This window comes from Rathayibacter sp. KR2-224 (assembly GCF_049446075.1).
In the GTDB taxonomy this organism is placed as follows: domain Bacteria; phylum Actinomycetota; class Actinomycetes; order Actinomycetales; family Microbacteriaceae; genus Humibacter.
This window is the reverse complement of record NZ_JBMSEB010000001.1, coordinates 1,341,256-1,366,503: the sequence shown is the minus strand read 5'-3', so window position 1 is coordinate 1,366,503 and position 25,248 is coordinate 1,341,256. Positions and strand designations below refer to the sequence as shown.

Genomic DNA, 25,248 nt, shown 5'->3' with positions numbered 1-25,248 from the left:
CGCGCCACTATTCTTGAGGCATGCCTGCTCCCTACACCCTGATACTGCTGCGCCATGGCGAGAGCGAGTGGAACCAGAAGAACCTCTTCACCGGCTGGGTCGACGTGCGGCTCAGCGACAAGGGGCGCACCGAGGCCGCGCACGCGGGTGAGCTGCTGGCATCCTCCGACCTGCTGCCGGATGTGCTGCACACCTCCGTGCTGACCAGGGCCATTCAGACGGCGAACCTCGCACTCGAGTCGGCGGACCGGTTGTGGGTTCCGGTGCGTCGCTCGTGGCGGCTCAACGAGCGCCACTACGGGGCGCTGCAGGGCCTGGACAAGGCGGAGACCAAGGAGAAGTACGGCGACGAGCAGTTCATGCTCTGGCGCCGCTCGTTCGACGTGCCGCCGCCGCTGCTGGCCGACGATGCCGAGTGGTCGCAGGCCGGCGACCCGCGTTACGCCGACCTGACGGACGACGAACTGCCGCGCACCGAGTGCCTGAAGGACGTCATAGCGCGCATGCTGCCGTACTGGCGATCGGATATCGTGCCCGATCTCGTAGCAGGCAAGACCGTGCTCGTCACCGCGCACGGCAACTCGCTTCGCGCGCTCGTGAAGCACCTCGACGGCATCAGCGACGACGACATCGCCGAGCTGAACATCCCCACCGGCATTCCGCTGGTCTACCGGCTGGGCGAGGACTTCATGCCGGTCGCCCCTGGCGAGTACCTCGACCCGGAGGCAGCGGCCGCAGGTGCTGCAGCGGTGGCTGCACAGGGCGCGAAGTAGCGCTGGAGGCGTCGGTCAGGACGCCTCTGGCACCCAGTCGCCCGTGACGAGGTACTGAACCTTCTTCGCGATCGACACCGCGTGGTCGGCGAACCGCTCATGGTAACGGGACGCGAGCGTTGCGTCGACCGTGTCGACGGCCTCGCCCTTCCACGTCTCGCCGAGCACCTTGTCGAACACGCTCACGTGGAGCTCGTCGACCTCGTCGTCTTGATTGCGGATCTCGTCGGCGACGCGCGGATCCTGGGTGCGCAGCAGCTCGACGAGCCGCTCGGCGATGAGCACGTCAAGACGGCCCATCTCGGCGAACGTACCGCGCAGGCTCTTCGGCACCACCTTGTCAGGGAACCGGTACCTGGCCAGCTGCGCGATGTGCTCGGCCATGTCGCCCATGCGCTCAAGCGACGCGCTGATGCGCAGAGCGCTCACGACGATGCGGAGGTCGCGGGCGACCGGGTTCTGCCTTGCGAGGATCTGGATCGAGAGCTCGTCGAGAACGACGGTGAGCGCGTCGATGCGCTGATCGTTCTGGATGACGGTCTCGGCGAGCGTGACATCGCCCTCGTTGAAGGCCTTCGTCGCGTTGCGGATGGAGACGACGACGAGCTCGGCGATCTCGACGAGGCGATCCTGCACCTCTCTCATCTCGTGCTGGAATACGTCGCGCATTGTCTCTCCCGGCGGCACGCTGAACGACCGGTCGATCCGGTCCGCCCGCCATGCTCCAGGTGCCAGGTTAACGGTCGGTGTCGCATGCCCGAACATTGCGGTAAGCGCTACCCCCGCGAGGGCATACGGACCGAGAGCGCTCCGGCAGCGCCGCTAGCCTGAGGCTATGGACTCCACCTGGTTGGTGCTGCTGTCTCTGGCACTCGGCCTCGTGGTCGGGGCCGGATTCGTGTGGCTGCTGCATTCGGCGGCATCCCGCAGCCATCGCGCCACCCAGATCGTCAGTCCGACGGTTCCCGACGGCGTCGACCAGGTGCTCGAGGCATTGCCCACCGCGGGAATCGTCGTGGATCCGAGCAACAACGTGGTGCGAGCGTCCGCAGGGGCGTACGGCCTTGGGCTGGTGTGGAACGCGGCGCTCAGCCAGCCGCGGCTCGTCGAGCTCGTCGACGAGGTGCGACGAAGCGGCGAGCCCGTGGCCGAAGACCTTGAACTGGCGCGCAGCAACCTCGGGGATGCCACGGTGCAGCTGACAGTGCGCGTCGCGCGCCTCGGCTCCCGCTACATCCTGCTGCTCGCCGACGACCGCACCGAGTCCGTGCGGCTCGAGCAGGTGCGACGCGACTTCGTCGCCAACATCAGCCACGAGCTGAAGACCCCGATCGGTGCGATCAGCGTGCTCGCCGAAGCGCTCGCCAGTGCGCCGGACGACCAGGAGCAGGTGCGGCATTTCGCGTCGCGCCTCACGGCAGAGGCCGGACGCCTCGGACGGCTCACCCAGGACATCATCGACCTGTCCAGGCTGCAGGCGGCCGAGATCGTGCCGCACGCCGAACGGGTGTCGATCGATCACGTGGTGGCGAGCGCCGTGGACCAGAACCGGGTTCTCGCGGAGTCGCGCGAGATCGAGCTCGCCGTTGGCAGGCATTCGCATGCTGTGGTCTTCGGTGACGAGAATCTGCTCGTCACTGCGGTGCACAACCTCATCTCGAACGCCGTGCGCTACTCGCCGGACAAGACGCGCGTCGGAATCGGCACAAGGCTCCGCGACGGGGTGGTCGAGATCGCGGTCACCGACCAGGGGCCGGGCATCCCTCCCGAGGACCTCGACCGGGTCTTCGAGCGCTTCTACCGCGTTGACCAGGCGCGCTCACGCTCCACGGGGGGAACCGGGCTCGGTCTCGCGATCGTCAAGCACGCCGTGCAGAACCATGGCGGGGAAGTGCGGGTGTGGTCGCAACCAGGCCACGGTTCCACTTTCACCATCCGGCTGCCTGAGGCCGAGCACCTCTCGCCCGAGCCGTCCGCCCGGACGCAGATCAACCAAGGAGAACGAACGACATGACCCGCATCCTGTTGGTGGAAGACGAGGAGTCGCTGAGCGAGCCGCTCGCGTTCCTGCTGCGCCGTGAGGGATACGAGGTGTCCGTCGCAGACAACGGGCCAGGTGCGCTGGCGGAGTTCGACCGCGAGGGCGCCGATCTCGTGCTGCTCGACCTCATGCTGCCCGGCATGTCTGGCACGGAGGTGTGCAAGCAGCTGCGGACGCGCTCGAACGTTCCGATCATCATGCTCACGGCAAAGGACTCCGAGGTGGACATCGTCGTGGGGCTCGAGCTCGGCGCCGACGACTACGTGACGAAGCCGTACTCGACGCGCGAGCTGCTGGCGCGCATGCGTGCTGTGCTGCGCCGCCGCACCGACGACGCGGAGTTCGACGACGGCATCCTCGAGGCGGGCAGCGTGCGCATGGATGTCGACCGTCACACCGTCTCCGTCGACGGTGTCGAGACGCCCATGCCGCTGAAGGAATTCGAGCTGCTGGAGCTGTTGCTGCGCAACGCGGGGCGGGTGCTCACGCGCGGCCAGCTCATCGACAGGGTGTGGGGGAGCGACTACTTCGGCGACACGAAGACCCTCGACGTGCACATCAAGCGCATCCGGTCGCGTATCGAGCCGAACCCCTCGGACCCGAGGATGCTCGTCACCGTTCGCGGCCTCGGCTATCGCTTCGAAGACAGCTGAGCCGGGGACGCACTTGAGGCGCGGCGGGCGGCCGCGCCGGCTGCGTCACTTGCTCGGCGCGTAGTCCTCGTAGCCGGGGAACGTCGAGCTGAGCACGGGAACCTGCAACTGCGTGCCCGTGACGCCGGCATAGTTGAAGTACACATCGGTCAGGGAGCCGGGCTTGGCGTCGAGGCTGTCGAACTGCACCCGGGTTGCTCCGTCGCGGCCGACCTTCTTCACGCCGTATGCCGGGATCGCGACCGAGAGCGTCTTCGAGCCGTGCTGCACCGACAGGTAGTGCGCCTTGTCCTCGTTGTTGACGAAGGTGACGACGAGGTTGCCGACCGTGCCCTTGGAGTCGGAGATGATGACCGCGTTGCGGATGTCGATCTTGCCGACCGTTCCGTTCACGCCGTGCGCCGACTCCTTGATGTACAGGGTGTCCTGGGGCGTCAGCAGAGTGCAGCCGGACATGCCTGCAGTGAGACCGAGAGCGAGAACGATGGATGCCGCGACACGCGCCTTCACTTCAGATCCTCCAAGTGGCGCCGGGCCGGCCGGATCGGCCTGTTACGAACACCTCGAAGCGCCTTCCGAGCCTATCGCATAGCGGCCGTCCGGCCGCGGGAGGCCAGAGGATAGCACGGCACCGCTGTGGTATCCTAGACGTTGCTGAAGGGACTGCTATCTATGCTTTTCGAGGTCGGCGAGACTGTCGTTTACCCCCACCACGGTGCCGCAACAATCACCGAGGTCAAGAAGAGAATCATCAAGGGTGAAGAGAAGGTCTACCTCAAGCTCAACGTAACCCAAGGCGATCTGACCATCGAGGTGCCCGCCGAGAATGTCGACCTCGTCGGCGTGCGCGACGTCATCGGCAAAGAGGGTCTCGACAAGGTCTTCGAGGTGCTGCGGGCGCAGTTCACCGAAGAGCCGACCAACTGGTCGCGCCGGTACAAGGCGAACCTCGAGAAGCTCGCCTCCGGTGACGTGATCAAGGTCTCCGAGGTCGTGCGTGATCTCTGGCGTCGCGATCAGGACCGTGGGCTTTCGGCAGGCGAGAAGCGCATGCTCGCCAAGGCACGCCAGATCCTCATCTCCGAGCTGGCGCTCGCCGAGAAGACCGACGAGGAGCAGGCATCCAGCGTGCTCGACGAGGTTCTCGCGTCGTAGTCCTGCCGGCACCCCGGCCAGTACGCTCGTCGGCATGAGCGCATCTTCGTCGCGCGTCGCGGTCATCGTGGTCGCAGCAGGGTCTGGCACCCGACTGGGTGCTGGCGTTCCGAAGGCGTTCGTCTCCGTTGCGGGGCTCACCCTGCTCGAGCACGCGGTGCATGCCGTTTCGGGCATGCGTTCGCCTGCGCAGTTGATCCTCGTGGTGCCGACAAGCAGGACGCGAGACGTGCAGGCACTCCTCGATCCGCTCGATCCGAATGTGGCAGTGGTTGCGGGAGGCGAGAGCAGGCAGGCATCCGTCGAAGCCGGCCTCGCCGTGCTCGGCGACGACGTTCGGGTCGTGCTGGTGCACGACGCTGCACGCGCATTCACGCCCTCCGATCAGTTCGACGCTGTCGTCGCGGCGGTCGAGGCCACAGGGGAGGGCGTGATTCCCGGCCTGCCCGTGAGCGACACCATCAAGCGCACGGATGCCGCCTCTCACGTCACCGATACCGTCGACCGCTCCGAGCTCGTCGCCGTGCAGACGCCTCAGGGGTTCCCGCGCGACATCCTCGTCGCCGCGTACCGTGCGGCGACACACGAGGCGACCGACGACGCCGCCCTGGTCGCCGCCATCGGTCATCCTGTGCGGGTCGTGCCCGGGGACGCGCTCGCGTTCAAGGTCACGACCCCTGCAGACCTCGCGAGAGCCGAGCAACTCTTCGGACCGGTGCCCGCTGTTCCGCTCATCGGGCTGGGCACCGACACCCACGCGTTCGGCGGCGACGGCGAACTGTGGCTCGCGGGCCTGCACTGGCCGGGCGAACGAGCGCTGGCCGGCCACAGCGACGGCGACGCGGTTGCGCACGCCATCGTGGACGCGCTGCTGTCTGCGGCCGGACTCGGCGACATCGGTTCGCTCTTCGGCACGGACGACCCGCGCTTCGCCGGTGCCCGCGGCGAGGTGTTCCTGACGGCGACCCGGGAGCGGCTCGCTGAGGCGGGGCTCCGCATCGGCAACGTGAGCGTTCAGCTGATCGGAAACCGGCCAAGGTTCTCGGGTCGACGCGAGGAGGCGGAGCGGGTGCTGAGCGGCATCCTCGGGGCCCCGGTCTCGGTGTCGGCGACCACGACCGACGGCCTCGGATTCACCGGACGTGGCGAGGGCGTAACAGCCATGGCGACGGCGCTGGTGGTGTCTGACCCGCAACTAGGCTAGGTCGCGTGGGAATCCGACTGTACGACACGCGCGCCGCACGGTTGCGCGACTTCGTTCCGCTCGTCGACGGCAGGGTCGGAATCTACGTGTGCGGCCCGACGGTGCAGTCATCACCCCACATCGGGCACCTGCGCTCGGCGCTCGTGTACGACCAGATGCGCCGCTGGTTCAACTACCGGGGCTACGACGTGACCCTCGTGCGCAACGTGACCGACATCGACGACAAGGTGCTCGTCAACGCGGCGCAGGCGCAGGCCTCCGGCAGCCCGGAGCAGTGGTGGGCGCTCGCCTACCGCTCGGAGCGGGAGTTCACCGACGCATATGCCGCGCTCGGCATCCAGCCGCCCACCTACGAGCCGAGGGCGACGGCGAGCATTCCGCAGATGCAGTCGATCATCGCGCGCCTGATCGACGCCGGGCACGCTTACCCGGCGGACGACGGGTCGGGCGACGTCTATTTCGATGTGCGCAGCTGGCCGGCGTACGGAGAGCTGACGAGGCAGAGCATCGACGCCATGGAGGCGGCGACGGATGCCGACCCGCGCGCCAAGCGCGATCCCCGCGACTTCGCCCTGTGGAAGGGACGCAAGTCCGACGAGCCCGAATCGGCGACGTGGGACAGCCCGTGGGGGCCGGGGCGCCCTGGCTGGCACATCGAGTGCTCCGCGATGTCGTCGCACTATCTCGGCACCGAGTTCGACATCCACGGAGGCGGACTCGACCTCCGGTTCCCGCACCACGAGAACGAGTTGGCGCAGTCAACCGCCGCAGGCGATGCGTTCGCGCGCTACTGGGTGCACAACGGCCTCGTGAACGTCGGTGGGCAGAAGATGTCGAAGTCGCTGGGCAACTCGGTGTACGCCGCTGAGCTTCTGGGAGCAGCTCGGCCACTCGTGCTGCGCTACTACCTGGGCGCCGCGCACTATCGCTCCACCATCGATTTCACTGAGGGTTCGCTTGGGGAGGCTGAGGCTGCTCTGGAGCGCATCTCCGGCTTCCTGGAACGCGTGGACCGTCGGCTGGCAGGCACGAGGTTCGCGACGACCGGGGCCGAGGTGATCCCGGCGGAATTCGCCGAGGCGATGGACGACGACTTCGGCGTTCCTCAGGCACTGGGCGTGTTGCACGACACCGTGCGGGCCGGGAACCAGGCGCTCGACAGCGAGGACCTCGGCAGCGCGGCGATCGCCCGCGGCCAGGTCGAAGCCATGACCGAAGTGCTGGGCATCAATCCGCTTGCCCACCAGTGGCGGATGCGCACAGACGCGCCCGCGCGCAGTGCGCTCGATGCTCTGCTGCGTAGACTCCTCGCCGACAGACAGGCAGCCAGGCAGACGCGCGACTTCGCCCTTGCCGACCGCATCCGCTCGGAACTGGCCGAGGCGGGCATCACGATCGAGGACACCCCGACGGGTGCACATTGGAGTATCGATGGCGAATAAGCCGCGCGCGGGAGCCGTGCGCAAATCCAAGAAGGGCCCCACGAAGGGCACGGGCGGCCACGGCCGTAAGGCGCTCGAGGGCAGGGGGCCGACCCCCAAGGCGGAGGAGCGCGAGTACCACCCGGCCGCGAAGCGCAAGGCACTCGCAGAGCGTGCAGCGGCAAAGGCGGGCAAAGGCGGGCAGCGCTCGAACACAGGCTCGGGCACCGCTGCGCGAAGGTCCACGTCGGATGACTCGGAGATCGTCACCGGTCGCAACTCGGTGCTCGAGGCCCTTCGCGCTCGCATTCCGGCGACCACGCTGTACGTTGCCTCGCGCATGGAGTTCGACGATCGCGTGAAGGAGATCCTGAGCACGGCGACGAAGCGCGGTATCCCCGTGCTCGAGGTGATGCGCCCCGAGATCGACCGCTTGGCCGGCAAAGACGCGGTGCACCAGGGAGTCGCACTCAAGGTTCCGCCTTACGAGTACAGCCAGGTAGACGACGTGCTCGATCAGGTGCTCGCCAGCGGCCGCGTGCCCTTGTTCGTGGCGCTCGACGGCGTGACGGATCCCCGCAACCTCGGCGCGATCATCCGCTCGACGGCGGCCTTCGGCGGCCAGACCGTGATCGTTCCGCAGCGTCGCTCTGTCGGCGTGACCGCGTCGGCGTGGAAGACGTCGGCAGGTGCGGCCGCCCGCACTCCGGTCTCCATGGCGCCCAACCTCACCCAAACCCTGAAGGGCCTGCAGAAGCGCGGCCTCTTCGTGCTCGGCCTCGCAGGCGATGGCGACCTCTCGCTCCACGACCTCGAGCTGGCTGACAGGGGAGTCGTGATCGTCGTCGGAAGCGAGGGCAAGGGTCTCTCCCGCCTGGTCAGCGAGACGTGCGACGCCATCGTCTCGATCCCCATCTCGGCCGCGACCGAATCGCTCAACGCCGGGATCGCGGCGGGAGTCGCCCTGTACGAGATAGCCAAGCGGCGGTCTCAGGCGCCCGAGCAGCGCTGACTCGGTGCGGCGCCGCGGCGGGGCAGGCGACATAGCCTTGATGCGACCTCGCGAAAGGTTGCAGGATCATGGATGATCGACGACGGCTCCTCGAGCGCTTGTATTCGCGCGAGGGCGCTGCCGAGCAGCCGCGGGATTATGTCGATCCCCTCACCGGCGACACGGTGCGCATGACGCCGAGCGCATGGGCGCTCGCCGAGTACGACAGGCTGCACGTCCGGTCGGCTCCGCCCAGCGCAGGAGCCTCGCGCGAGGACGGAACCGGACAGACCGCGCGTGGCGACGGCGTAGATGACGCGCAGGACGCCGCAGACGACGACGAGTTCGACGACGAGCGCGCACGCGACGACACTCGAGGTCGGGCACGACTGCGGCGCATCCCGCCAGCGGTCGTCGGTGCAGGCGCCTTCGTGCTCGGTGTGCTGGTTGCCGCAGGCATCTCGACGGCCGTGCTCCGGGGGATGCAGCCGCCCGCGGCGCCGGCCGCGGCGAGCACGCAGACGTCGATGCCGAACGCGGACACCTACCAGCCGCTGCCGGGACCGGCCATCGAGGAGTTCTTCCGCACCGCACCGCGTGTCGACAACCTGCCGGCAGCCGTCACTGCCGGTTTCGTGGCGACCTCGTTCCACGAGGTCGCCCTCGGAGTGGGACTGGAGGGCAGCAGCACCATCTACGCGGCGAAGCGTCTCGACGGTCTGTACTGCCTGGTGGCCGTCGCCGGGCCACAACGAGCCGCCGAGACGTGCGCGACGGAAGAGGGCATCGCCGACCACGGCCTGTCGCTGAGTAAGGATGCCGTGCGAGACACCGACGGACGCCCGCTCATCGTCACGGTCACCTGGCAGACCGACGGCACCATCAGCTGGGAAGCAATGCCGTCTGTGGGATGAAGCCCGGCTCCGCCAGGATCAGACCTTCGACATCCAGTCGTCGTCGTCCGGCTCGTCGTCCTGCGCGTCGCCCGGCACCCGCACGGGCAGCGTGAACGCCTCGGTGACCGGAGCGATCACCGTCGCCTCGTCGCGCCTGTGCCGCAGCACGTCGTTGATGTACGACGAGAGCGCCTCGGCGAGAGGCACGTCTCGCCCCTCTTCCTGCGACATGAACCAGCGATGGTCGAGCAGCTGGTGGAACACCTCTGCGGGCTCCAGCTTGCCGCGCAAATCCGCAGGAATGGCACGCACGACGGGCTCGAATACGCGGATCAGCCACTCGTGGGCGAGGGCCTCTTCGTCCATGCCCGGCTTGGCGACCGTTGCGGCGTAGGAGTCCAGGTCGTTGAGCAGGCGCCTCGCCTGGTTCTCTCCGGTGTCGAGGCCGGTGAGTCGAAGAAGACGCCGCTGGTGATGGCCCGCATCGACGACCTTGGGCTGGATGCGCACGGTTGCGCCACCCTCGCCCGTTCTGATCCCGAGTTCCTCGATGTCGAAGCCCAGCTCGTTGAGCCTGCGCACACGCTCGGCGATGCGCCACCGCTCGGATGCCGAGAACGACTCGCTCGCGGTCAGTTCCTTCCACAGCGACCGGTAGGCGGCGACGATTCCCCCGGACACCTCGACCGGGTCGACCTCCTCTGCCAGCCGCCCGCCGGCTTGGATGTCCATGAGCTCCCCTGCGATGTTGATGCGCGCGATCTCCAGGTCGTTCTCGCGCTGGCCGTTGGAGAGGCCGCCTTCGTAGAGCTGCCCGGTCTCGGCGTCGACCAGATAGGCGGCGAAAGCGCCGGCATCCCTTCGGAAGAGCGTGTTCGAGAGCGAGACGTCGCCCCAGAAGAACCCGATCATGTGGAGACGCGCTAGCAGAACCGCCAGCGCGTCGACGAGCCGGGTCGCGGTGTCGGGACGCAGGGTCTGCGAGTACAGCGCGCGGTAGGGAAGCGAGAACTTGAGGTGGCGGGTCACCAGAACGGGTTTGAGCGCCTTGCCCGAGTCATCCGTTCGGCCCTCGATCACGGCGACGGGCTCTACGCAGGGAACGTCGAGTCGCTGCAGGGTGCGCAGCATGTCGTATTCGCGTCTGGCCATTTCGCCGGTCGTCTCTTTGATGGCGATGACGTAGCCGGAGAGGTTGGCGAAGCGCACCAGGTGCCTCGAGATGCCCTTGGGCAGGAAGGCGATGTGCTCGTTGGACCACTTGTCCAAGGGCAGGTTCCACGACAGGTCGAGCAGAGCCGGGTCGACCGTAGCCGCGGTGATGTTGACGGAGCCAGCCATAACTTCCAACCTAGTGGCGCACAAGCAATCGCCCTCGGCCCGAGCGGAACCCGGGCCGAGGGCGATCGATGATGAGGATGCCTGCGGGTCAGTCGACCACGGCGCCGCCGAGGCGCTCGCCGCTCTCGGCGTCGAAGACGTGCACGTGGCCCGGCTTCGGCGTGATGTAGACCGTCTCACCGGCGTTCGGGTGAACGCGGCCGTCGACGCGGCCGACGATGTCGACGCGCTTCTCGTCGACCTCGGTGTGGCCGTACAGGTAACCGTCGGCGCCGAGCTCCTCGACCAGGTCGACGGCAACGGTCAGGCCGTTGCTGGCGCTCGTCGAGACGACGACGTCCTCGGGGCGAACACCGATCGTGACCTGCTTGCCTGCCTTCGCCAGCACCTCGCGCTCGACCGGCACGACGGCGGTTCCGAAGCGGATGCCGCCCTCGGTGACGTCGGCCGAGAACAGGTTCATGGCCGGGCTGCCGATGAAGCCGGCGACGAAGACGTTGTTCGGCTCTGCGTAGAGCTCGCGCGGGGTTCCGACCTGCTGCAGCACGCCATCCTTGAGCACCGCGATGCGGTCGCCCATGGTCAGCGCCTCGGTCTGGTCGTGGGTCACGTAGACCGTGGTGACGCCGAGGCGGCGGGTGAGCGAGGCGATCTGGGTGCGGGTCTGAACGCGCAGCTTGGCGTCGAGGTTCGACAGCGGCTCGTCCATGAGGAACACCTGCGGGCTACGCACGATGGCACGACCCATGGCGACGCGCTGACGCTGACCACCCGAGAGGGCCTTCGGCTTGCGGTTGAGGTAGGGCTCGAGGTCGAGCAGCTTCGCGGCCTCGAGAACACGCTGCGCGCGCTCCTCCTTCTTCACACCCGCGATCTTGAGCGCGAAGCCCATGTTCTCGGCCACCGTCATGTGCGGGTAGAGCGCGTAGTTCTGGAACACCATGGCGATGTCGCGGTCCTTCGGCGGAACGTCGGTCACGTTGCGCTCACCGATGAAGATGTTGCCGTCGTTGACCTCTTCGAGGCCGGCGAGCATGCGCAGCGAGGTGGACTTTCCACAGCCGGACGGGCCGACCAGAACGAGGAATTCGCCGTCGGCGATGTCGAGGTTCAGCTTGTCGACGGCAGGACGCGTGGAACCCGGATAGATTCGCGTCGCCTCGTCGAACGTGACTGTTGCCATGATGTTTCTCCTTCACCGGCAGGTACGTGCCGGACGATCCGTTGTGATGGATGTATGGCCATCGGTCCTCGATGACCAGGACCGATGTTACGTCAAGACGGATGCAGACGGCGAATCGCCCCCGACCGGGGGGATGCAGGGTTCACTCCGACGGCACACGCGTGGTCTCCAGGCCTCGTCTGGGCATTTCCCAGAGTGCCGCTCTAGCATCGACGAGGCGTTCGCATGCCGCATCGTCTGCGTGCCGCCCCCAAGACCCCATGCAGTTCCACATCCGAAGTGAGATCGAATGACCAACGGCGATCTTGAACGCCGCCCCGCTGCCGGTGAACGCCGCGCAGCGGCCCGCGACAAGGCGCGCCAGCTGCGCGAGCAGCACCGCAAGCAGGAGCGTCGTCGCAGGGCAGTCGTCAGGTCCAGCATCATCGCGGTGGTCATAGCGGCCGCAGCCGTCGTCGCCGTGGTGATCGTGTCATCCATTCACCCGCCGTCGCACGGTCCGTCGAACATGGCGAGCGACGGCATCCTGATCGGCAAGGGCATGAAGGCAGAGCGCACCGAGGCGGCCGCCGCCGGTGCCAAACCCGTGGTCAGCAAGCCGGATGCCTCGGCCGGCGCGGTCACGATCGTCACGTACATCGACTACCTCTGCCCCTACTGCGGTGAGTTCGAGCGCACGAACGCGGATCAGATCGGCAAGCTGGTCGACAGTGGGGCGGCGACGATAGAGATCCACCCGATCCCGTTGCTCGCCAGCCACTCGGCTGGCACCAAGTACTCGCTCCGAGCGGACAACGCGGCCGCGTGCGTCGCCAACTACGAGCCCAACTCGTTCTGGGCGTTCAACCGGCAGTTGTTCGAGAACCAGCCGAAGGAGAACACGGCCGGGCTCACCGACCAGCAGATCAAGTCGCTGGTGAAACGAGCAGGTGTGAAGAGCTACGACTCGGTGTCGAAGTGCATCGACGACGGGCGCTTCAACTCCTGGGCTCAGAACGCCCTCGATCGCACCCTCACCGGTCCCATCCCCAACTCGTCGGTGAAGCAGCTGAAGGGCACACCGCTCGTGCTCGTCAACGGCAAGGAGTATCGCGGATCACTGACCGATCCGGACGAGTTCCGCGCATTCATCGTGAAGGCGCAGGCCGACACGTACTCCACCTCGACGCCGACGCCGACCTCCACGTCGACGCCCAGCCCGACCGCGACCACCAACGGCTGAGCCTGAGGCTGGAGACGACCGCGGCGCGGACTCGTCTTCGCAGTGCCCAGTAATATGGGGCGTCGAGGGCACCGCCCTCAGGCCGACTTGGCGCAATTGGTAGCGCAACGCTCTTGTAAAGCGTAGGTTGCGGGTTCGAGTCCCGCAGTCGGCTCTCTTCTAGGCATTCGACCTGATGACGTCAGCGCCCGTCAGTCGAGCACGCTCACGAATTCCTCCGGGTCGACGAGCTTGGGTGCGCCCTCGCCCTTTCCGTTGCCACGGTCGGGCTTGCCTCCGACATACAGCCAGCCGAGCAAGCGTTCGTGCTTCAGCAGTCCATGCATCTTCGCGATTGCCTTGGTACGCGTGTAATGGCCGGTGCGCCACATGACACCCCAGCCGGCCTCGTCGAGCAGAAGGCTCAGCATGTGCGCGACGCCGGATGCCACGGCATCCTGCTCCCACGCCGGCACCTTCTCGCTTTCGCGCCTGCTGGCGACGACGGCTATGAGCAAGGGAGCCCGCATGGGCTTCGTCGAAGGCTCGTCCTTGTTCTCGGCTTCGGCGATCGCCGCGCCAAGACGCGCCCTTGCATCGCCGCGCAACTCGATGAGACGCCATGGGCGCAGCGAACTGTGGTCGGCGACGCGACCGGCCGCGGCGACGAGCGCGAGGATCTCCTCGTGCGTCGGCGCCGCATCCGTCACCCTTGATTGCGACCGTCTGGTCGCGATCGCCTCCCGAGCCGACACGGCCTCAGGCGTCGGTCTTCTGCTCAGGCTCCGCGGAGAACGCGAGCGAGAGGGAGTTCATGCAGTAACGGTCGCCGGTCGGCGTGCCGAATCCGTCAGGGAAGACGTGCCCGAGGTGGGAGCCGCAGTTCGCGCAGCGCACCTCGGTGCGCACCATGCCGAGCGTGTTGTCCTCCAGCAGCTCGACGGCTTCGGGCCGTACCGACTCGTAGAAGCTCGGCCACCCGCATCCCGAGTCGAACTTCGTTCCGCTCTTGAACAGCTCGGCGCCGCAGGCGGCACACGTGTACACCCCAGCGCGGCTCTCGTCGAGCAGCTCACCCGTCCATGGGCGCTCCGTCGCAGCCTGGCGCAGCACGGCGTACTGCTCGTCGCTGAGCTCCTTCCGCCACTGATCGTCTGACTTGGAGACCGCGTACGTCATCACTCGTTCCCTTCCTCGGCGCGCCTGTTTCGCGCGCACACCAAGGGTAACGAGCGCACCCCTGTGACTGTTCCGGATGCGAGGCGAGGACCCCCGGCATGGCAACGCGGTCGGACGAACGGGCGACCCTACAATGGCGCTCGTCGGCGGAAGGTGGTGCACGGTGGGCGAAGCGGAGCCAGCGCACGACCCGGCTGCCGACGCCGCTGATACGGACTCCACCGATAAGGATGCCTCGCCGCTGAGCGAGCGGGATCTGGCGGTGCTCGAATTCGAGCGGCGGTGGTGGAAGCACGCAGGCGCCAAGGAGCAGGCCATCCGCGATCAGTTCGGTCTTTCCGCGGCCAGGTACTATCAAGTGCTCGGTCGCGTGATCGAGTCGCCGGCAGCACTTTTGCACGACCCGATGCTGGTGCGCAGACTTCAGCGCGTACGCGCTGCGAGGCTTGCCGCTCGTGCCGAGCGCCTTCGGCCGCCCGGCTGATTCTGAACATCCATATAGACCGACAACCTCGGCCGGCGCAGACGCGGCCCTGACCCAAGGATCCGTACCCTACGCACATGGCCGAGAAGTTCCCGATCGATCGGTTCGACCAGGTCCCGGAAGACCTGGAGCGCATCGGTGCGCACCGGGCACCGCGTCCGCGTGGCTATGGATGGATCTGGGTCGCGTGGTGTGCACTCGCCGTCGTCGTGATCGTCGGCCTCGGCGCGCTCGGCATCTTCGCCATCAACGGAACCCTGAACGTGAAGCTGCCGTTCGGAGGTGGGACGGCATCCGCAACCCCGTCCGTCACCCCGACGCCCACGCCGACCATCACCCCCGTAGTGAACCCTGCGCTGAACCTCATCGTGCTGAACGGCACGGTGAAGTCAGGCCTCGCGGCGGACGCCACGACGACGCTGCAGGCAGCAGGTTGGACGCACATCACGCCGGCCAACGCGAGCGCGACAGATGTGAAGAAGACCACGGTCTACTACAGCGACCCCAAGAACGAGCCTGCGGCACTCGCGGTATCGCAGGAGCTGGCGGGCGCGCCCATTCAGCAGACCCAGGACTTCGTCGATTCCGGGGCCGACATCACGGTCGTCCTCGGCGCCGATTACGTGCCGAAACACCAGTAGAAACGGGTCGCCGGGCAGCTCACCTGAGGCGCCAATATGACGCCCGCGTAACCGTTTGTCTCAATCTGGACACGTCCCTCGTCCTGGACTAGGGACGCCGCTACTATCGGGGTTCAACGCTCGCGACCAGCGGCGTCGGTAAAGCGCAATGGGAGTACTAATGGCGAACGGGACCGTCAAATGGTTCAACGCTGAGAAGGGCTACGGCTTCATCACAGTCGACGGTGGGGGACAGGACGTTTTCGTTCACTACTCCGCGATCGACATGAACGGCTACAAGGTCCTCGAAGAAGGTCAGCAGGTGACTTTCGAGGTCGGAACGGGATCGAAGGGACCGCAGGCAGAGTCGGTCCGGCCCGCCTGACGCTCGACGAACCAGGGAGGGGATGCCGAATGGCATCCCCTCCTTTCTTATGTGCCTTTCGGTTCTCGGTCGCGGTCGACAATCTGCTGGGAGGCATGGCATGAGCCGGGACCGCATCGACGAGTACCTCGACGACCTGTACTCGCGCCTGCGGGGCGATCCCGCCGAGAAACACGCGGGAGACCCGGCCCTCGTCTTGCACTCACGAGGGTCGAGTGCCAGAATCCTTTTAGCACTCACTTCTGCTGAGTGCTAAACGTTGATTCTTTCGCGTAACGTCCGGGAGGGACGAGAAACAACATGGCAAAGATCATTGCTTTTGACGAGGAGGCTCGTCGAGGCCTCGAGCGTGGACTCAACACGCTCGCCGACGCGGTCAAGGTGACCCTCGGCCCGCGCGGTCGCAACGTCGTGCTCGAGAAGAAGTGGGGCGCCCCGACCATCACGAACGATGGCGTCTCCATCGCGAAGGAGATCGAGCTCGAGGAGCCGTACGAGAAGATCGGCGCCGAGCTCGTCAAGGAGGTCGCGAAGAAGACCGACGACGTCGCAGGTGACGGCACCACGACCGCGACCGTGCTCGCCCAGGCGCTGGTGCGCGAAGGCCTGCGCAACGTCGCTGCCGGCGCGGACCCGATCAGCCTCAAGCGCGGCATCGAGAAGGCTGTCGCCGCTGTGACCGAGCAGCTGCTCGCGCAGGCCAAGGAGGTCGACACCAAGGAGCAGATCGCCGCGACGGCATCCATCTCCGCGGCCGACCCCGAGATCGGCGCGATCATCGCCGAGGCGATCGACAAGGTCGGCAAGGAAGGCGTCGTCACGGTCGAGGAGTCGAACACGTTCGGCACCGAGCTCGAGCTGACCGAGGGTATGCGCTTCGACAAGGGCTTCCTGTCGCAGTACTTCGTCACGGACCCCGACCGCCAGGAGGCGGTCTTCGAAGACCCGTACATCCTCATCGCGAACCAGAAGATCTCGAACATCAAGGACCTTCTGCCGATCGTGGACAAGGTCATCCAGGCGGGCAAGCAGCTGCTGATCATCGCCGAGGATGTCGACGGCGAGGCCCTGGCAACGCTGATCGTCAACAAGATCCGCGGCATCTTCAAGTCCGTCGCCGTCAAGGCTCCTGGCTTCGGTGACCGCCGCAAGGCGCAGCTGCAGGACATCGCCATCCTCACGGGTGGTCAGGTCATCAGCGAGGAGCTCGGCCTCAAGCTCGAGAACGTCACGCTCGACCTGCTCGGCCAGGCCCGCAAGGTCGTCATCACCAAGGACGAGACGACCATCGTCGAGGGCGCAGGCGACCCGGAGCAGATCGCCGGCCGCGTTCAGCAGATCCGCAACGAGATCGAGAACACCGACAGCGACTACGACCGCGAGAAGCTGCAGGAGCGCCTCGCCAAGCTCGCGGGCGGCGTCGCCGTCATCAAGGCGGGCGCGGCGACCGAGGTCGAGCTCAAGGAGCGCAAGCACCGCATCGAAGACGCCGTTCGCAACGCGAAGGCTGCCGTCGAGGAGGGCGTCGTCGCCGGTGGTGGCGTCGCGCTGATCCAGGCCGGCAAGGTGGCGTTCGAGACGCTCGACCTGCAGGGTGACGAGGCGACCGGGGCGAACATCGTCAAGGTCGCGATCGAGGCACCGCTCAAGCAGATCGCACTGAACGCTGGCCTCGAGCCGGGCGTCGTGGCCGCCAAGGTCGCGGAGCTGCCCGCCGGTCACGGTCTGAACGCCGCGACGGGCGAGTACGGTGACCTGCTCGCGCAGGGCATCATCGACCCGGCGAAGGTGACGCGTTCCGCTCTGCAGAACGCGGCATCCATCGCGGGCCTGTTCCTCACCACGGAGGCTGTCGTCGCCGACAAGCCGGAGAAGAACGCTCCGGTTCCCAGTGGCGATGGCGGTGGCATGGACTTCTAAGAGTCCGTTCAGCCGAGAAGGGCACCCCGGAAGGGGTGCCCTTCCTGCGTCTGGGGCGCGTTCGGTGTCAGACCGCGAACAGCTTGGCGTTCGTGAGCTCCACTTCGGCGTAGTGCTGGCCGGCCTGCCCAAGCGCCTGGTTGATAGCGTCAAGCGACTGCTCGACCTGCTGCTGGGTGGCCCTCCACTGATTCACTACACCCTGGAACGACTCGGCCGCCTGACCGGTCCAGGTTCCCTGCAGCCCGGTGAGCTGGCCGAGCAGGCCGGCCACCTCGCTCTGGATGCGGCTCATCGATCCCCGTACGGCAGCCGTCGCCGCGATCATCTGATCGCTGTCGACGCGGTATGTCGTCATGCTTCCTCCTGTCTTCACCGCCCGCCGCGGCGAGGTCGCCGGCCGGCACGGTCGATTCGTTGTGTCGTCGACGCTACGGATGCCTCGCGTGCTGCAGGACGCGAGGCATCCAATGCAGGGAAGGCGTGCGGGAAGGCCTGACGGTGGAGGGGGAGAGCGCGTGATCCGCTCAAGCGAGCAGCAGCGCCACGAGTGGTGCAGGCACTGCCCACACATCGCCGTCGAGATCGAGCACCGATTTCGTGGCCATGATGCCGTGTCCGTACTTGCCATCGATGACCCGGGCCTCGGCTCGCCAGCCGTCGTCCACCCATTTGCTCTCGACGGGCACCGTCATCGAGTGCGTTCCCGCGACTGGTACGCGCACGGGTGCGAAGTCGACCTCGTTGCCGGACTCGGTGCGGGCGTAGCCGACCGAGTCGTCGGAGAGCCAGCGACCCTCGTCGAGCGCCTCGATCGCCCGCGCGAGCGTGACCCCGAGCGCGGCCTCGGTGAGCCTGCCGAAGTCCGGGGCAGGGAGGCCGGGACTCACGATGAAGGGGATCCAGGCCAGCAGCGGATCGGCCAGGTAGAGCTTGTAGTGCGCTCCGACCACGCGTTCGCCCTGCTCCCTGACCTGATTGCACCGCAGCGCGGCGTGCGTGCTGATGAGACGCTCGACTCTGGCGGTGAACGTGGGACGCGTGGAGTAGCCGAGGTCCTGCGCCGTCGCGGTGAGGTTGATGGGCGCGTTCATGCGATCGCCGATGCCCCGCAGCAAGGTGGTCGTCGTGTTGGTCGGTGCGTCCGGGTCGACGTCGCGTCGCAGCCACGCGTGCAGGTCACGGGCGTACCCGTCCGAGACCGCGCCCGCACGGGTGTGCTCGAACACGGCGCGGGGAAAGCCGCCGCACGTCAGGTAGTCCTGCCAGGCGAGGTCGAGCTCGTCGACGACGAACTGCACCTCGTCGAGGGCGGTGCGAGCATCCTCGCTCTGCAGATCGGCCGGGTTCACGACGGGAACGACCGGAAGCCCTGGGTACGCGGCGGTGAGGAAGTCGCGGAACGTCATGGGCAGCAGCTGACGGATGCGATGAGAGCCGCTCGAGCCAGCACGTCCGGCCAGCAGGTTGCCCTGAATGTCTTCGGACTGCGCCCACCTGCTGCCGGTAACCACGACCGTGTCGTCGCCGAACGGTGTGGTGTCTCTTGCGAGCTTGAGTGCGCTGGTCCATCCGGTCACCATGCTGATCTCGTCGAACAGCCACACCCGCCCTCGCGGCTTGGGCTGGTCGACCGAGCGGGTGAGCATCCTGGCCAGGGTGAGGGTGCGGGTCACGTCGCGCCCACGCATGGTGTCGCACGGCACGTAGACGACCTGCCGCGGGTCGACGTCGGGCAGTGTGCAGAGGTTCGCGGCGGCATCCAGAAGCGCCACCGACTTGCCGATGCGACGCGGTCCGGTGAGCACGACCAGCCGGCCGTCCGGCTCGCTACTCGCGACATCGTCGAGGATGCCCGCGCGATACCCGAGCTCGTACCGCGTGCGTTCGCGCAGGGTGCGGTTGCCCGCCACCCACGCCGTCGGGTCCGTGCCCCTGGCCGCGGCCGTCCACCACGGGTTGCTCTCGGTCAGGAGGCGTCGTAGTTCGTCGTCGCGCACGCGGCAAACGTAACCGTGACCTGCGCGAAAGGCGGAAGGAAACGCCGCTCGGCTTGCCAGAATGGCAGTAGTCCGGCCGTATCTGCTCTTCCAGAGCGGGGGTAGTAAAGAAGGTCGGGGCTTGCCAGACCGCGCGCCGCGGCACGTGCGCGGCAGACGCCGCCCCCTCTGCCGATGCCTTCCGCTGCCGATGAGGGCAGCTGCAGGCCGCGTCGGCTACGCGTCGGCGTCGGGCGCGTCGGGGGAGTCGGCCAACGGCAGCGTCACTCGGAATGTGGCGCCGCCGCCTGGCGTCTCCACGACGTCGACGGTTCCGTGGTGAGCGACGACGATCGAGGCGACGATCGCCAGGCCGAGGCCGCTCCCGCCGGTCTCGCGCGTGCGCGAGGTGTCCGCGCGCCAGAACCGCTGGAAGATCTTGTCCCTGATCTGCGGCGGGATGCCCTCGCCGTGGTCGATCACGGACAGCATGGCCACTCGTCGATCGGAGTCGACGGAGACGCCGATCTCGATGGGGCTTCCCGCCGGGGTGTAGCGCACGGCGTTACCGATCAGGTTGCCGAGCACCTGACGAAGCTTGTTCTCCTCGGCCATCACGAGTGCGGGCACTGTGGGGGGCTCCGGGATGTCCACGAGCTGCAGCGGCGCCGTCTCGACACCGGGGTCGGTCTTGCGCTGCCGTCGTCTGAGGCGCGCAAGAGTCGCGCCGGCGAAGCCGATCGGGCCGGTCGCCGCGGTGTTCCGGCCGCGTTGTCCCTGGGTACGAACGGATGTCTGCTCGTCCAGGTCCTCCTCCGAGAGCGCTTCGCCGGTCGCGCTCTCGGTCGAAGGCCCTGGCGGAGGTGGCGGAAGCGGCGGCAGCGACAGCACCACAGAGACGGTGCGGTCGGGGTTGCCCGCGTTCGCGTCGAGCGCTGCATCGTGCGCGAGCGGCACGAGGTCGACAACCGTGAGCGTCAGGGGCTTCGTCTCATCGAGTCGCGCGAGCTCGAGCAGGTCCTCGACGAGCAGGCCCATTCGCACGGCCTCCTTCTCGATGCGGTCCATCGCTTGAGCGACTTCTTCCGGCGTCTGCAGAGCGCCCATGCGGTACAGCTCGGCGTAACCACGCACCGAGACGAGCGGCGTTCGCAGCTCGTGGCTGGCATCCCCGACGAAGCGGCGCATCTGATCGATCGTGCGGGCGCGGTCCTTGAACGCCTGATCGATGCGGTTGAGCATGGTGTTCAGCGAGCGGTTCAGGCGGCCGACCTCGGTGTTCGGCGTTGCTCCGCCAAGGCGCTGGCTGAAGTCGCCGTCGGCGATCTCCGCGGCCGTGCGTTCCACCTCACGCAGCGGACGGAACGTCGTCGTCACGAGTGCCCTTGTGAGGAATGCGCCGATGATGACGACGATGACGCCGAAGCTGAAGAAGATCGACAGGTAGCTTGCGAGCGTGATGTCGAGCGGCGACGTGGAGACCGCGATGATGGCGGTGCCGTACGTGGGTGTCGCGCCCTGCAGCTGCACGACCGTGCACACGCTGCGGAAGGAACTCAGGCCGTCGCGGCTCTGCAGCCATCCAGGACCCTGATTGGCACAGGATGCTCCCTCGTCGAGAGTGAGCTTGCTCGGCACGGCGGGCTTCTTGCCGCTCGGCACGGACTTCCAGTTCTCGGAGACCTGCACGCCGTCTGCCCCGTAAAGCGCGACGTAGAAGCTCGCCGTGTTGTTCTGGCCGATGACCGGGCCGCTGCTGCGCTTGGAGTCGCTCGGAAGGATGGCGTTGATGCTGTCGGGCTGCGAGGCGATCGCTTCCAGCTGCTGATCGAACAGGTTCATCAGCACGGGCTTGAACAGCAGCATGGTGCCGAGCCCCGCCACCAACAGCCCGAAGGTGAGCACCAGCACCGTGACGCCGGTGATCTTCGTGCGCAGCGAGATCGCGTTCCAGCGATCGAAAACCGTGCTCACGACAGGCGAGCCTAAGGGGTCAAGCTGGGCGCGGGTCTCACACCTTCGCTGCCTTCAGCATGTAGCCGAAGCCGCGCTTGGTCTGGATGAGCGGCTCGCTCGAGTGTGCGTCGACCTTGCGTCGCAGGTAGGAGATGTAGCTCTCCACGATGCCGGCATCTCCGTTGAAGTCGTACTCCCACACGTGGTCGAGGATCTGCGCCTTGGACAGCACGCGGTTCGGGTTGAGCATGAGGTACCGCAGCAGCTTGAACTCGGTCGGGCTCAACTCGATGGGGGTTTCGCCGACGAACACCTCGTGCGTGTCCTGATCCATGGTGAGCTCGCCCGCACGGATGATCGCGTCGTCGTCGGCCTGCATGGTGCGGCGCAGAATGGCCTTTATGCGCGCGACGATCTCGTCGAGGCTGAACGGCTTGGTGACGTAGTCGTCGCCACCGACCGTGAGGCCCGTGATCTTGTCTTCCGTGTCGTCTTTGGCCGTGAGGAACAGGATCGGTGCCGTGTAGCCAGCGCCGCGCAGCCGCTTCGTCACCCCGAAGCCGTTCATGTCGGGCAGCATGACGTCGAGGATGATGAGGTCGGGCTCCTCCTCGAGTACGGCCGAGATGGCCTGGGCCCCGTTCCCCACTGCCCGTACCGCAAAGCCGGCGAAGCGCAGGCTCGTGGTGAGAAGATCGCGGATGTTGGGCTCGTCGTCGACGATGAGGATGCGGGGTCCTGTGCTCATGCGCCCAGTCTCTGCGCGTTGGCTGGGCCCAAGCTGTGAGTCTGTCGTACGGCATCCTCGCGGCCGAAGTGTGGCGGCAGGGGACCCGATCAGCGCTAGCAGTGGTCGCAGTTGGTCTCGCCGGGTTGTGCCACTCGGGGCATGCTGTTGAAGAATCGAGGAAGGCGACGCCCTCGCGGCCGCCCACCGATAAACACAGGAGCAAGGGGTAGCGATGACTGCATCCGAATTCGTGATCGTGGGCGGTGGCCTCGCCGCAGGCACCGCCGCCGTAACGCTTCGCGAGGAGGGCTACGAAGGCCACCTGACGCTCATCGCCGCCGAGGCGCACAAGCCATACATCCGCCCGCCGCTGTCCAAGGGCTACCTCGCCGAGCTCGACGAGTCCGATCTGTGGGTGCAGACGGATGACTGGTGGGGCGACCACGATGTCGAGGTGCGTTCGGGGCAGCACGCCCGCGAACTGGACCTGAACGGCCGAGCGGTTGTGCTCGAGGGCGGTGGGACGGTTCCCTACGACCGGCTGCTCATCGCGACGGGGGCGACGCCCAAACGTCTTGAGGTGCCGGGCGGAGAGGCCGACGGCATCCTCTACCTGCGCACGATCGAGGACTCGCGCGCGATCAGGGAGGCGACATCAGACGGCGACAAACGGGTCGTCGTGGTCGGATCCGGCTGGATCGGCATGGAGGTCGCGGCAACCGTACGGGGCTTCGGCAACGAGGTCACCGTGGTTTCGCACGCGCAGGTGCCGCTGTCCACCGCGCTGGGCGACGAGCTCGGCGAGGTGTTCGCGCGACTGCACGAGGACCACGGCGTTCGCCTGATCCGCGGCGCGGGAGTGCAGGGGTTCGTCACAGCCGAAGGCCGGGTGACGGGTGTCAGGTACGAGGGCGGCCAAGTGGATGCCGACGTCGTGATCGTGGGTACGGGCATCCAGCCCCTCACCGGCCTCGCGGAGCGGGCTGGGCTGAAGGCGGACAAGGGCATCCTGGTCGATGCGGGCATGCGAACAGACGCGGACGGCGTCTTCGCAGTGGGCGACGCAGCCAACCCGTTCCACCCGGTCGTCGGGCAGCGGCTGCGCAGCGAGCACTGGGCGAATGCCATCGGAACGGGTCGCACTGCCGGGCTCAACATGATCGACCGCGGTATCGAGTACGACGACGTGCCGTACTTCTACACCGACCAGTTCGACCTGGGCATGGAGTACTCCGGATACCGGCCCCTCATGGAGGGCAGCCACGTCGTCTACCGAGGCGACGTGCCAGGCCGTGAGTTCGTCTCGTTCTGGGTGACCAAGGACAGCCGGGTGGTGGCCGGGATGAACGTGAACGTCTGGGATGTGAACGCCGACGTTCAGGCGCTGATCCGCGCTGCGACTCCGGTCGACGAGGGGCGCCTTGCAGACCCGGCCGTGCCGCTGGCCGAACTCGTGGCCGGCTCGTGAGCGTCTACCTGCCGCCGCTGCGAACTCCAGAGCGCACGATAGGCGCTCATACCTTCGACTTCTCCCAACGGGTCGCCGTGATGGCGGTCGTGAATCGCACTCCCGACTCCTTCTACGACCGAGGTGCCACCTTCGCACTGGATGCCGCCGTGCACGCCTGCCTCACCGCGGTCGAGCACGGCGCCGACTGGATCGACATCGGCGGCGTGCCGTTCAAGCCGGGGCCCGCGCTGCCGGTCGACGAGGAGATCGCGAGGGTCGTCCCGGTCGTCGAGGCGCTCCGCCGGGAATCGGACGTCGTCATCTCCGTCGACACGTTCGAGCCGGAGGTGGCGCAGCACGCTATCGTCGCCGGCGCCGACGTGATCAATGACACCACGGGCATCCACGATCCGCGCCTGGCCGAGACGGTCGCGGACAGCGACGCCACACTCGTGATCACTCACAGCCTCGCCGAGCCGCGCTCGGTGTACCCGCGACCGCAGTACGACGATGTCGTGGGGCAGGTTGCGGCATTCCTCACGGAGCGAGTCGACCTCGCGGTCTCGCTCGGCGTTCCCGAGTCGCGCATCGTGGTCGACCCGGGCCACGACCTGAACAAGAACACCCTGCACACTCTGGAACTCACGCGACGGTTCGACGAGATCGCTGCAATCGGCCTGCCGGCGCTCGCCGCTGTGTCGAACAAGGACTTCATAGGCGAGACGCTCGACGTCGAGCGGGCGGACCGGCTCGAGGGGTCGCTCGCTGCCGCCGTGTTCTGCATCGCGCAGGGCGCGCGCATCGTTCGCATGCACAACGTGCGGGAGTCGGTCGCTGCAGTTCGGATGACCGAGGCCATTCTGGGGCTGCGGGAACCGGCGTACCTCAAGCACAACATGGGTGACGTCAATGAGGAGTGAGGACGACCCATCGATCGATGCGCTCTGGCCGGAACCTGCGGCAACGCTCGACGATGACGCGATCGTCGCCGGCTACGAGAACGGCGTCTCCGATGCCTGGGTGCGGGTCAACTTCGTGTCGTCCATCGACGGGTCCGCGACCCAGGCAGGTCGTTCCGGCGGCCTCTCGGATGCCGCGGACAAGCGCGTCTTCGCCCTCCTGCGACGCCCGTGCGACGTCGTGCTCGTCGGTGCGGGCACCGTGCGGGTCGAGGGATACGGCGGCATGCGAGTGGATGGCGCCTCCGAGTCGTGGCGGGTGGCGCACGGCTTCGCGCCGCAGCCGACCCTCGCCATCGTCTCAGGCGACCTCGACCTCGACCCGGGCGCCGAGGTGTTCAGGCACGCCCCGGTGCGGCCCGTCGTGCTCACGACCGATGCGGCATCCCAGACGAGGAAGGATGCGCTGTCCGAGGTCGCCGACGTGGTCGAGTGCGGCGAGGCATCCGTCGAAACGGCCATGGCGCGTGCAGCCCTCGCGGAGCGTGGGCTGAAGCGGGTGCACTGCGAGGGCGGACCTCACCTGTTCGGCACGTTCGCTGCCGAACGCACACTGGACGAGCTGTGCCTCACGATCAGCCCTGTTCTGGAGGGCGGGCTCGGAAAGCGCATCATCGACGGCGCCCCCCAACTGCCGCTCGACATGCGTCTCGCCCAGGTGCTGCGCTCGGACGACACACTGCTGCTGCGGTATTTGGCGTCTTCCGCCGGCTGAGCGGCCTGGGCG

Annotated in this window: 26 protein-coding genes and 1 tRNA gene; 17 read left to right on the top strand and 10 right to left on the bottom strand. The window is 67.2% G+C overall.

Going from position 1 to position 25,248, the window contains the following annotated elements; translation table 11 throughout:
• Window positions 1-20 precede the first annotated feature (20 nt).
• Window positions 21-773: a phosphoglyceromutase gene (locus ACO2Q7_RS06345; protein ID WP_423354764.1), complete on the top strand. Its 753-nt coding sequence runs from the start codon at window positions 21-23 to the stop codon at window positions 771-773.
• Window positions 774-788: 15 nt separating this feature from the next.
• Here ACO2Q7_RS06345 and phoU read toward each other — a convergent pair whose 3' ends face one another.
• Window positions 789-1,442, bottom strand: coding sequence for a phosphate signaling complex protein PhoU (phoU, locus tag ACO2Q7_RS06340; RefSeq protein ID WP_423354763.1), 654 nt, complete (start codon window positions 1,440-1,442; stop codon window positions 789-791).
• A 166-nt stretch (window positions 1,443-1,608) separates the two neighbouring features.
• Between phoU and ACO2Q7_RS06335 the strand changes: the two genes are divergently transcribed.
• Window positions 1,609-2,787, top strand: coding sequence for a sensor histidine kinase (locus ACO2Q7_RS06335; RefSeq protein ID WP_423354762.1), 1,179 nt, complete (start codon window positions 1,609-1,611; stop codon window positions 2,785-2,787).
• A complete protein-coding gene (locus ACO2Q7_RS06330; protein WP_423354761.1) occupies window positions 2,784-3,467 on the top strand; it encodes a response regulator in 684 nt (227 codons plus the stop codon). Before ACO2Q7_RS06335 ends, ACO2Q7_RS06330 begins: the two co-directional genes overlap by 4 nt.
• A 45-nt stretch (window positions 3,468-3,512) precedes the next feature.
• Here the strand turns inward: ACO2Q7_RS06330 and ACO2Q7_RS06325 are convergent, their stop codons facing one another.
• The gene (locus ACO2Q7_RS06325; RefSeq protein WP_423354760.1) at window positions 3,513-3,977 is read right to left on the bottom strand and encodes a hypothetical protein; all 465 of its coding nucleotides are present in this window, start codon (window positions 3,975-3,977) and stop codon (window positions 3,513-3,515) included.
• Window positions 3,978-4,139: 162 nt separating this feature from the next.
• Here ACO2Q7_RS06325 and ACO2Q7_RS06320 point away from each other — a divergent pair, with 162 nt between their 5' ends.
• The 5 genes from ACO2Q7_RS06320 (at window position 4,140) to ACO2Q7_RS06300 (ending at window position 9,152) form a co-directional block, all read left to right on the top strand.
• Window positions 4,140-4,622, top strand: a complete 483-nt coding sequence (locus ACO2Q7_RS06320; RefSeq protein ID WP_170024789.1) for a CarD family transcriptional regulator — start codon at window positions 4,140-4,142, stop codon at window positions 4,620-4,622.
• A 34-nt stretch (window positions 4,623-4,656) separates the two neighbouring features.
• Window positions 4,657-5,826 (top strand): 2-C-methyl-D-erythritol 4-phosphate cytidylyltransferase, encoded by a 1,170-nt coding sequence (gene ispD, locus ACO2Q7_RS06315; RefSeq protein WP_423354759.1) that lies wholly within the window; start codon window positions 4,657-4,659, stop codon window positions 5,824-5,826.
• 5 nt (window positions 5,827-5,831) lie between these two features.
• A complete protein-coding gene (gene cysS / locus ACO2Q7_RS06310; RefSeq protein ID WP_423354758.1) occupies window positions 5,832-7,268 on the top strand; it encodes a cysteine--tRNA ligase in 1,437 nt (478 codons plus the stop codon).
• Window positions 7,258-8,259 carry a 23S rRNA (guanosine(2251)-2'-O)-methyltransferase RlmB gene (rlmB, locus tag ACO2Q7_RS06305; protein ID WP_423354757.1) on the top strand — a complete coding sequence of 334 codons (1,002 nt, stop codon included), beginning with the start codon at window positions 7,258-7,260 and terminating at the stop codon, window positions 8,257-8,259. Before cysS ends, rlmB begins: the two co-directional genes overlap by 11 nt.
• A gap of 68 nt (window positions 8,260-8,327) precedes the next feature.
• A complete protein-coding gene (locus ACO2Q7_RS06300) occupies window positions 8,328-9,152 on the top strand; it encodes a hypothetical protein (protein WP_423354756.1) in 825 nt (274 codons plus the stop codon).
• 18 nt (window positions 9,153-9,170) lie between these two features.
• Here the strand turns inward: ACO2Q7_RS06300 and ACO2Q7_RS06295 are convergent, their stop codons facing one another.
• Both ACO2Q7_RS06295 and ACO2Q7_RS06290 read right to left on the bottom strand, forming a co-directional pair.
• Window positions 9,171-10,475: a DUF4032 domain-containing protein gene (locus ACO2Q7_RS06295; protein ID WP_423354755.1), complete on the bottom strand. Its 1,305-nt coding sequence runs from the start codon at window positions 10,473-10,475 to the stop codon at window positions 9,171-9,173.
• Between the two features lie 88 nt (window positions 10,476-10,563).
• Window positions 10,564-11,658 (bottom strand): ABC transporter ATP-binding protein, encoded by a 1,095-nt coding sequence (locus ACO2Q7_RS06290; RefSeq protein ID WP_423354754.1) that lies wholly within the window; start codon window positions 11,656-11,658, stop codon window positions 10,564-10,566.
• 289 nt (window positions 11,659-11,947) lie between these two features.
• On the opposite strand from ACO2Q7_RS06290, the gene ACO2Q7_RS06285 reads away from it, so the two are divergent.
• Window positions 11,948-12,880 (top strand): DsbA family protein, encoded by a 933-nt coding sequence (locus tag ACO2Q7_RS06285; protein ID WP_423354753.1) that lies wholly within the window; start codon window positions 11,948-11,950, stop codon window positions 12,878-12,880.
• Window positions 12,881-12,961: 81 nt separating this feature from the next.
• A tRNA-Thr gene (locus tag ACO2Q7_RS06280) sits at window positions 12,962-13,034 on the top strand.
• A gap of 37 nt (window positions 13,035-13,071) precedes the next feature.
• Here ACO2Q7_RS06280 and ACO2Q7_RS06275 read toward each other — a convergent pair.
• Together ACO2Q7_RS06275 and msrB are read right to left on the bottom strand one after the other, a co-directional pair.
• Window positions 13,072-13,614, bottom strand: coding sequence for a nitroreductase family protein (locus ACO2Q7_RS06275; RefSeq protein ID WP_423354752.1), 543 nt, complete (start codon window positions 13,612-13,614; stop codon window positions 13,072-13,074).
• A 4-nt stretch (window positions 13,615-13,618) separates the two neighbouring features.
• Window positions 13,619-14,038: a peptide-methionine (R)-S-oxide reductase MsrB gene (msrB, locus tag ACO2Q7_RS06270; protein WP_423354751.1), complete on the bottom strand. Its 420-nt coding sequence runs from the start codon at window positions 14,036-14,038 to the stop codon at window positions 13,619-13,621.
• A gap of 163 nt (window positions 14,039-14,201) precedes the next feature.
• On the opposite strand from msrB, the gene ACO2Q7_RS06265 reads away from it, so the two are divergent.
• The 4 genes from ACO2Q7_RS06265 (at window position 14,202) to groL (ending at window position 17,447) form a co-directional block, all read left to right on the top strand.
• On the top strand, window positions 14,202-14,522 hold the full coding sequence (locus tag ACO2Q7_RS06265) for a DUF3263 domain-containing protein (protein WP_423354750.1): 321 nt from the start codon (window positions 14,202-14,204) through the stop codon (window positions 14,520-14,522).
• A gap of 77 nt (window positions 14,523-14,599) precedes the next feature.
• A complete protein-coding gene (locus ACO2Q7_RS06260) occupies window positions 14,600-15,163 on the top strand; it encodes a LytR C-terminal domain-containing protein (protein WP_423354749.1) in 564 nt (187 codons plus the stop codon).
• 160 nt (window positions 15,164-15,323) lie between these two features.
• Window positions 15,324-15,527, top strand: coding sequence for a cold-shock protein (locus ACO2Q7_RS06255; RefSeq protein ID WP_022900747.1), 204 nt, complete (start codon window positions 15,324-15,326; stop codon window positions 15,525-15,527).
• Between the two features lie 300 nt (window positions 15,528-15,827).
• Window positions 15,828-17,447: a chaperonin GroEL gene (gene groL, locus ACO2Q7_RS06250; protein WP_423354748.1), complete on the top strand. Its 1,620-nt coding sequence runs from the start codon at window positions 15,828-15,830 to the stop codon at window positions 17,445-17,447.
• A gap of 67 nt (window positions 17,448-17,514) precedes the next feature.
• Here the strand turns inward: groL and ACO2Q7_RS06245 are convergent, their stop codons facing one another.
• The 4 genes from ACO2Q7_RS06245 to ACO2Q7_RS06230 form a co-directional block, all read right to left on the bottom strand.
• Window positions 17,515-17,805 carry a WXG100 family type VII secretion target gene (locus ACO2Q7_RS06245; RefSeq protein ID WP_423354747.1) on the bottom strand — a complete coding sequence of 97 codons (291 nt, stop codon included), beginning with the start codon at window positions 17,803-17,805 and terminating at the stop codon, window positions 17,515-17,517.
• A 169-nt stretch (window positions 17,806-17,974) separates the two neighbouring features.
• Window positions 17,975-19,447, bottom strand: a complete 1,473-nt coding sequence (locus ACO2Q7_RS06240; RefSeq protein WP_423354746.1) for an ATP-binding protein — start codon at window positions 19,445-19,447, stop codon at window positions 17,975-17,977.
• Between the two features lie 216 nt (window positions 19,448-19,663).
• A complete protein-coding gene (locus ACO2Q7_RS06235; RefSeq protein WP_423354745.1) occupies window positions 19,664-21,400 on the bottom strand; it encodes a sensor histidine kinase in 1,737 nt (578 codons plus the stop codon).
• A gap of 37 nt (window positions 21,401-21,437) precedes the next feature.
• Window positions 21,438-22,130: a response regulator transcription factor gene (locus tag ACO2Q7_RS06230; protein WP_423354744.1), complete on the bottom strand. Its 693-nt coding sequence runs from the start codon at window positions 22,128-22,130 to the stop codon at window positions 21,438-21,440.
• Window positions 22,131-22,344: 214 nt separating this feature from the next.
• Here ACO2Q7_RS06230 and ACO2Q7_RS06225 point away from each other — a divergent pair, with 214 nt between their 5' ends.
• From ACO2Q7_RS06225 to ACO2Q7_RS06215, 3 genes are read left to right on the top strand one after another with little or no spacing between them, the layout of a single operon-like run.
• Window positions 22,345-23,580 (top strand): NAD(P)/FAD-dependent oxidoreductase, encoded by a 1,236-nt coding sequence (locus tag ACO2Q7_RS06225; protein ID WP_423354743.1) that lies wholly within the window; start codon window positions 22,345-22,347, stop codon window positions 23,578-23,580.
• On the top strand, window positions 23,577-24,482 hold the full coding sequence (folP, locus tag ACO2Q7_RS06220) for a dihydropteroate synthase (RefSeq protein ID WP_423354742.1): 906 nt from the start codon (window positions 23,577-23,579) through the stop codon (window positions 24,480-24,482). The genes ACO2Q7_RS06225 and folP overlap by 4 nt, the downstream gene beginning before the upstream one ends.
• Window positions 24,472-25,236 carry a pyrimidine reductase family protein gene (locus ACO2Q7_RS06215; RefSeq protein WP_423354741.1) on the top strand — a complete coding sequence of 255 codons (765 nt, stop codon included), beginning with the start codon at window positions 24,472-24,474 and terminating at the stop codon, window positions 25,234-25,236. The genes folP and ACO2Q7_RS06215 overlap by 11 nt, the downstream gene beginning before the upstream one ends.
• The last annotated feature ends 12 nt before the right edge of the window (window positions 25,237-25,248 follow it).

Bases quoted from the DNA above. Each gene is read 5' to 3' on its own strand.
- ACO2Q7_RS06295 (WP_423354755.1), bottom strand. From the start codon at position 10,475: ATGGCTGGCTCCGTCAACATCACCGCGGCTACGGTCGACCCGGCTCTG.
- ACO2Q7_RS06330 (WP_423354761.1), top strand. From the start codon at position 2,784: ATGACCCGCATCCTGTTGGTGGAAGACGAGGAGTCGCTGAGCGAGCCG.
- ispD (WP_423354759.1), top strand. From the start codon at position 4,657: ATGAGCGCATCTTCGTCGCGCGTCGCGGTCATCGTGGTCGCAGCAGGG.
- phoU (WP_423354763.1), bottom strand. From the start codon at position 1,442: ATGCGCGACGTATTCCAGCACGAGATGAGAGAGGTGCAGGATCGCCTC.
- ACO2Q7_RS06320 (WP_170024789.1), top strand. From the start codon at position 4,140: ATGCTTTTCGAGGTCGGCGAGACTGTCGTTTACCCCCACCACGGTGCC.
- ACO2Q7_RS06215 (WP_423354741.1), top strand. From the start codon at position 24,472: ATGAGGAGTGAGGACGACCCATCGATCGATGCGCTCTGGCCGGAACCT.
- msrB (WP_423354751.1), bottom strand. From the start codon at position 14,038: ATGACGTACGCGGTCTCCAAGTCAGACGATCAGTGGCGGAAGGAGCTC.
- ACO2Q7_RS06345 (WP_423354764.1), top strand. From the start codon at position 21: ATGCCTGCTCCCTACACCCTGATACTGCTGCGCCATGGCGAGAGCGAG.
- rlmB (WP_423354757.1), top strand. From the start codon at position 7,258: ATGGCGAATAAGCCGCGCGCGGGAGCCGTGCGCAAATCCAAGAAGGGC.
- ACO2Q7_RS06225 (WP_423354743.1), top strand. From the start codon at position 22,345: ATGACTGCATCCGAATTCGTGATCGTGGGCGGTGGCCTCGCCGCAGGC.
- ACO2Q7_RS06290 (WP_423354754.1), bottom strand. From the start codon at position 11,658: ATGGCAACAGTCACGTTCGACGAGGCGACGCGAATCTATCCGGGTTCC.
- ACO2Q7_RS06300 (WP_423354756.1), top strand. From the start codon at position 8,328: ATGGATGATCGACGACGGCTCCTCGAGCGCTTGTATTCGCGCGAGGGC.
- groL (WP_423354748.1), top strand. From the start codon at position 15,828: ATGGCAAAGATCATTGCTTTTGACGAGGAGGCTCGTCGAGGCCTCGAG.
- ACO2Q7_RS06335 (WP_423354762.1), top strand. From the start codon at position 1,609: ATGGACTCCACCTGGTTGGTGCTGCTGTCTCTGGCACTCGGCCTCGTG.
- ACO2Q7_RS06285 (WP_423354753.1), top strand. From the start codon at position 11,948: ATGACCAACGGCGATCTTGAACGCCGCCCCGCTGCCGGTGAACGCCGC.
- ACO2Q7_RS06260 (WP_423354749.1), top strand. From the start codon at position 14,600: ATGGCCGAGAAGTTCCCGATCGATCGGTTCGACCAGGTCCCGGAAGAC.
- ACO2Q7_RS06245 (WP_423354747.1), bottom strand. From the start codon at position 17,805: ATGACGACATACCGCGTCGACAGCGATCAGATGATCGCGGCGACGGCT.
- ACO2Q7_RS06255 (WP_022900747.1), top strand. From the start codon at position 15,324: ATGGCGAACGGGACCGTCAAATGGTTCAACGCTGAGAAGGGCTACGGC.
- ACO2Q7_RS06230 (WP_423354744.1), bottom strand. From the start codon at position 22,130: ATGAGCACAGGACCCCGCATCCTCATCGTCGACGACGAGCCCAACATC.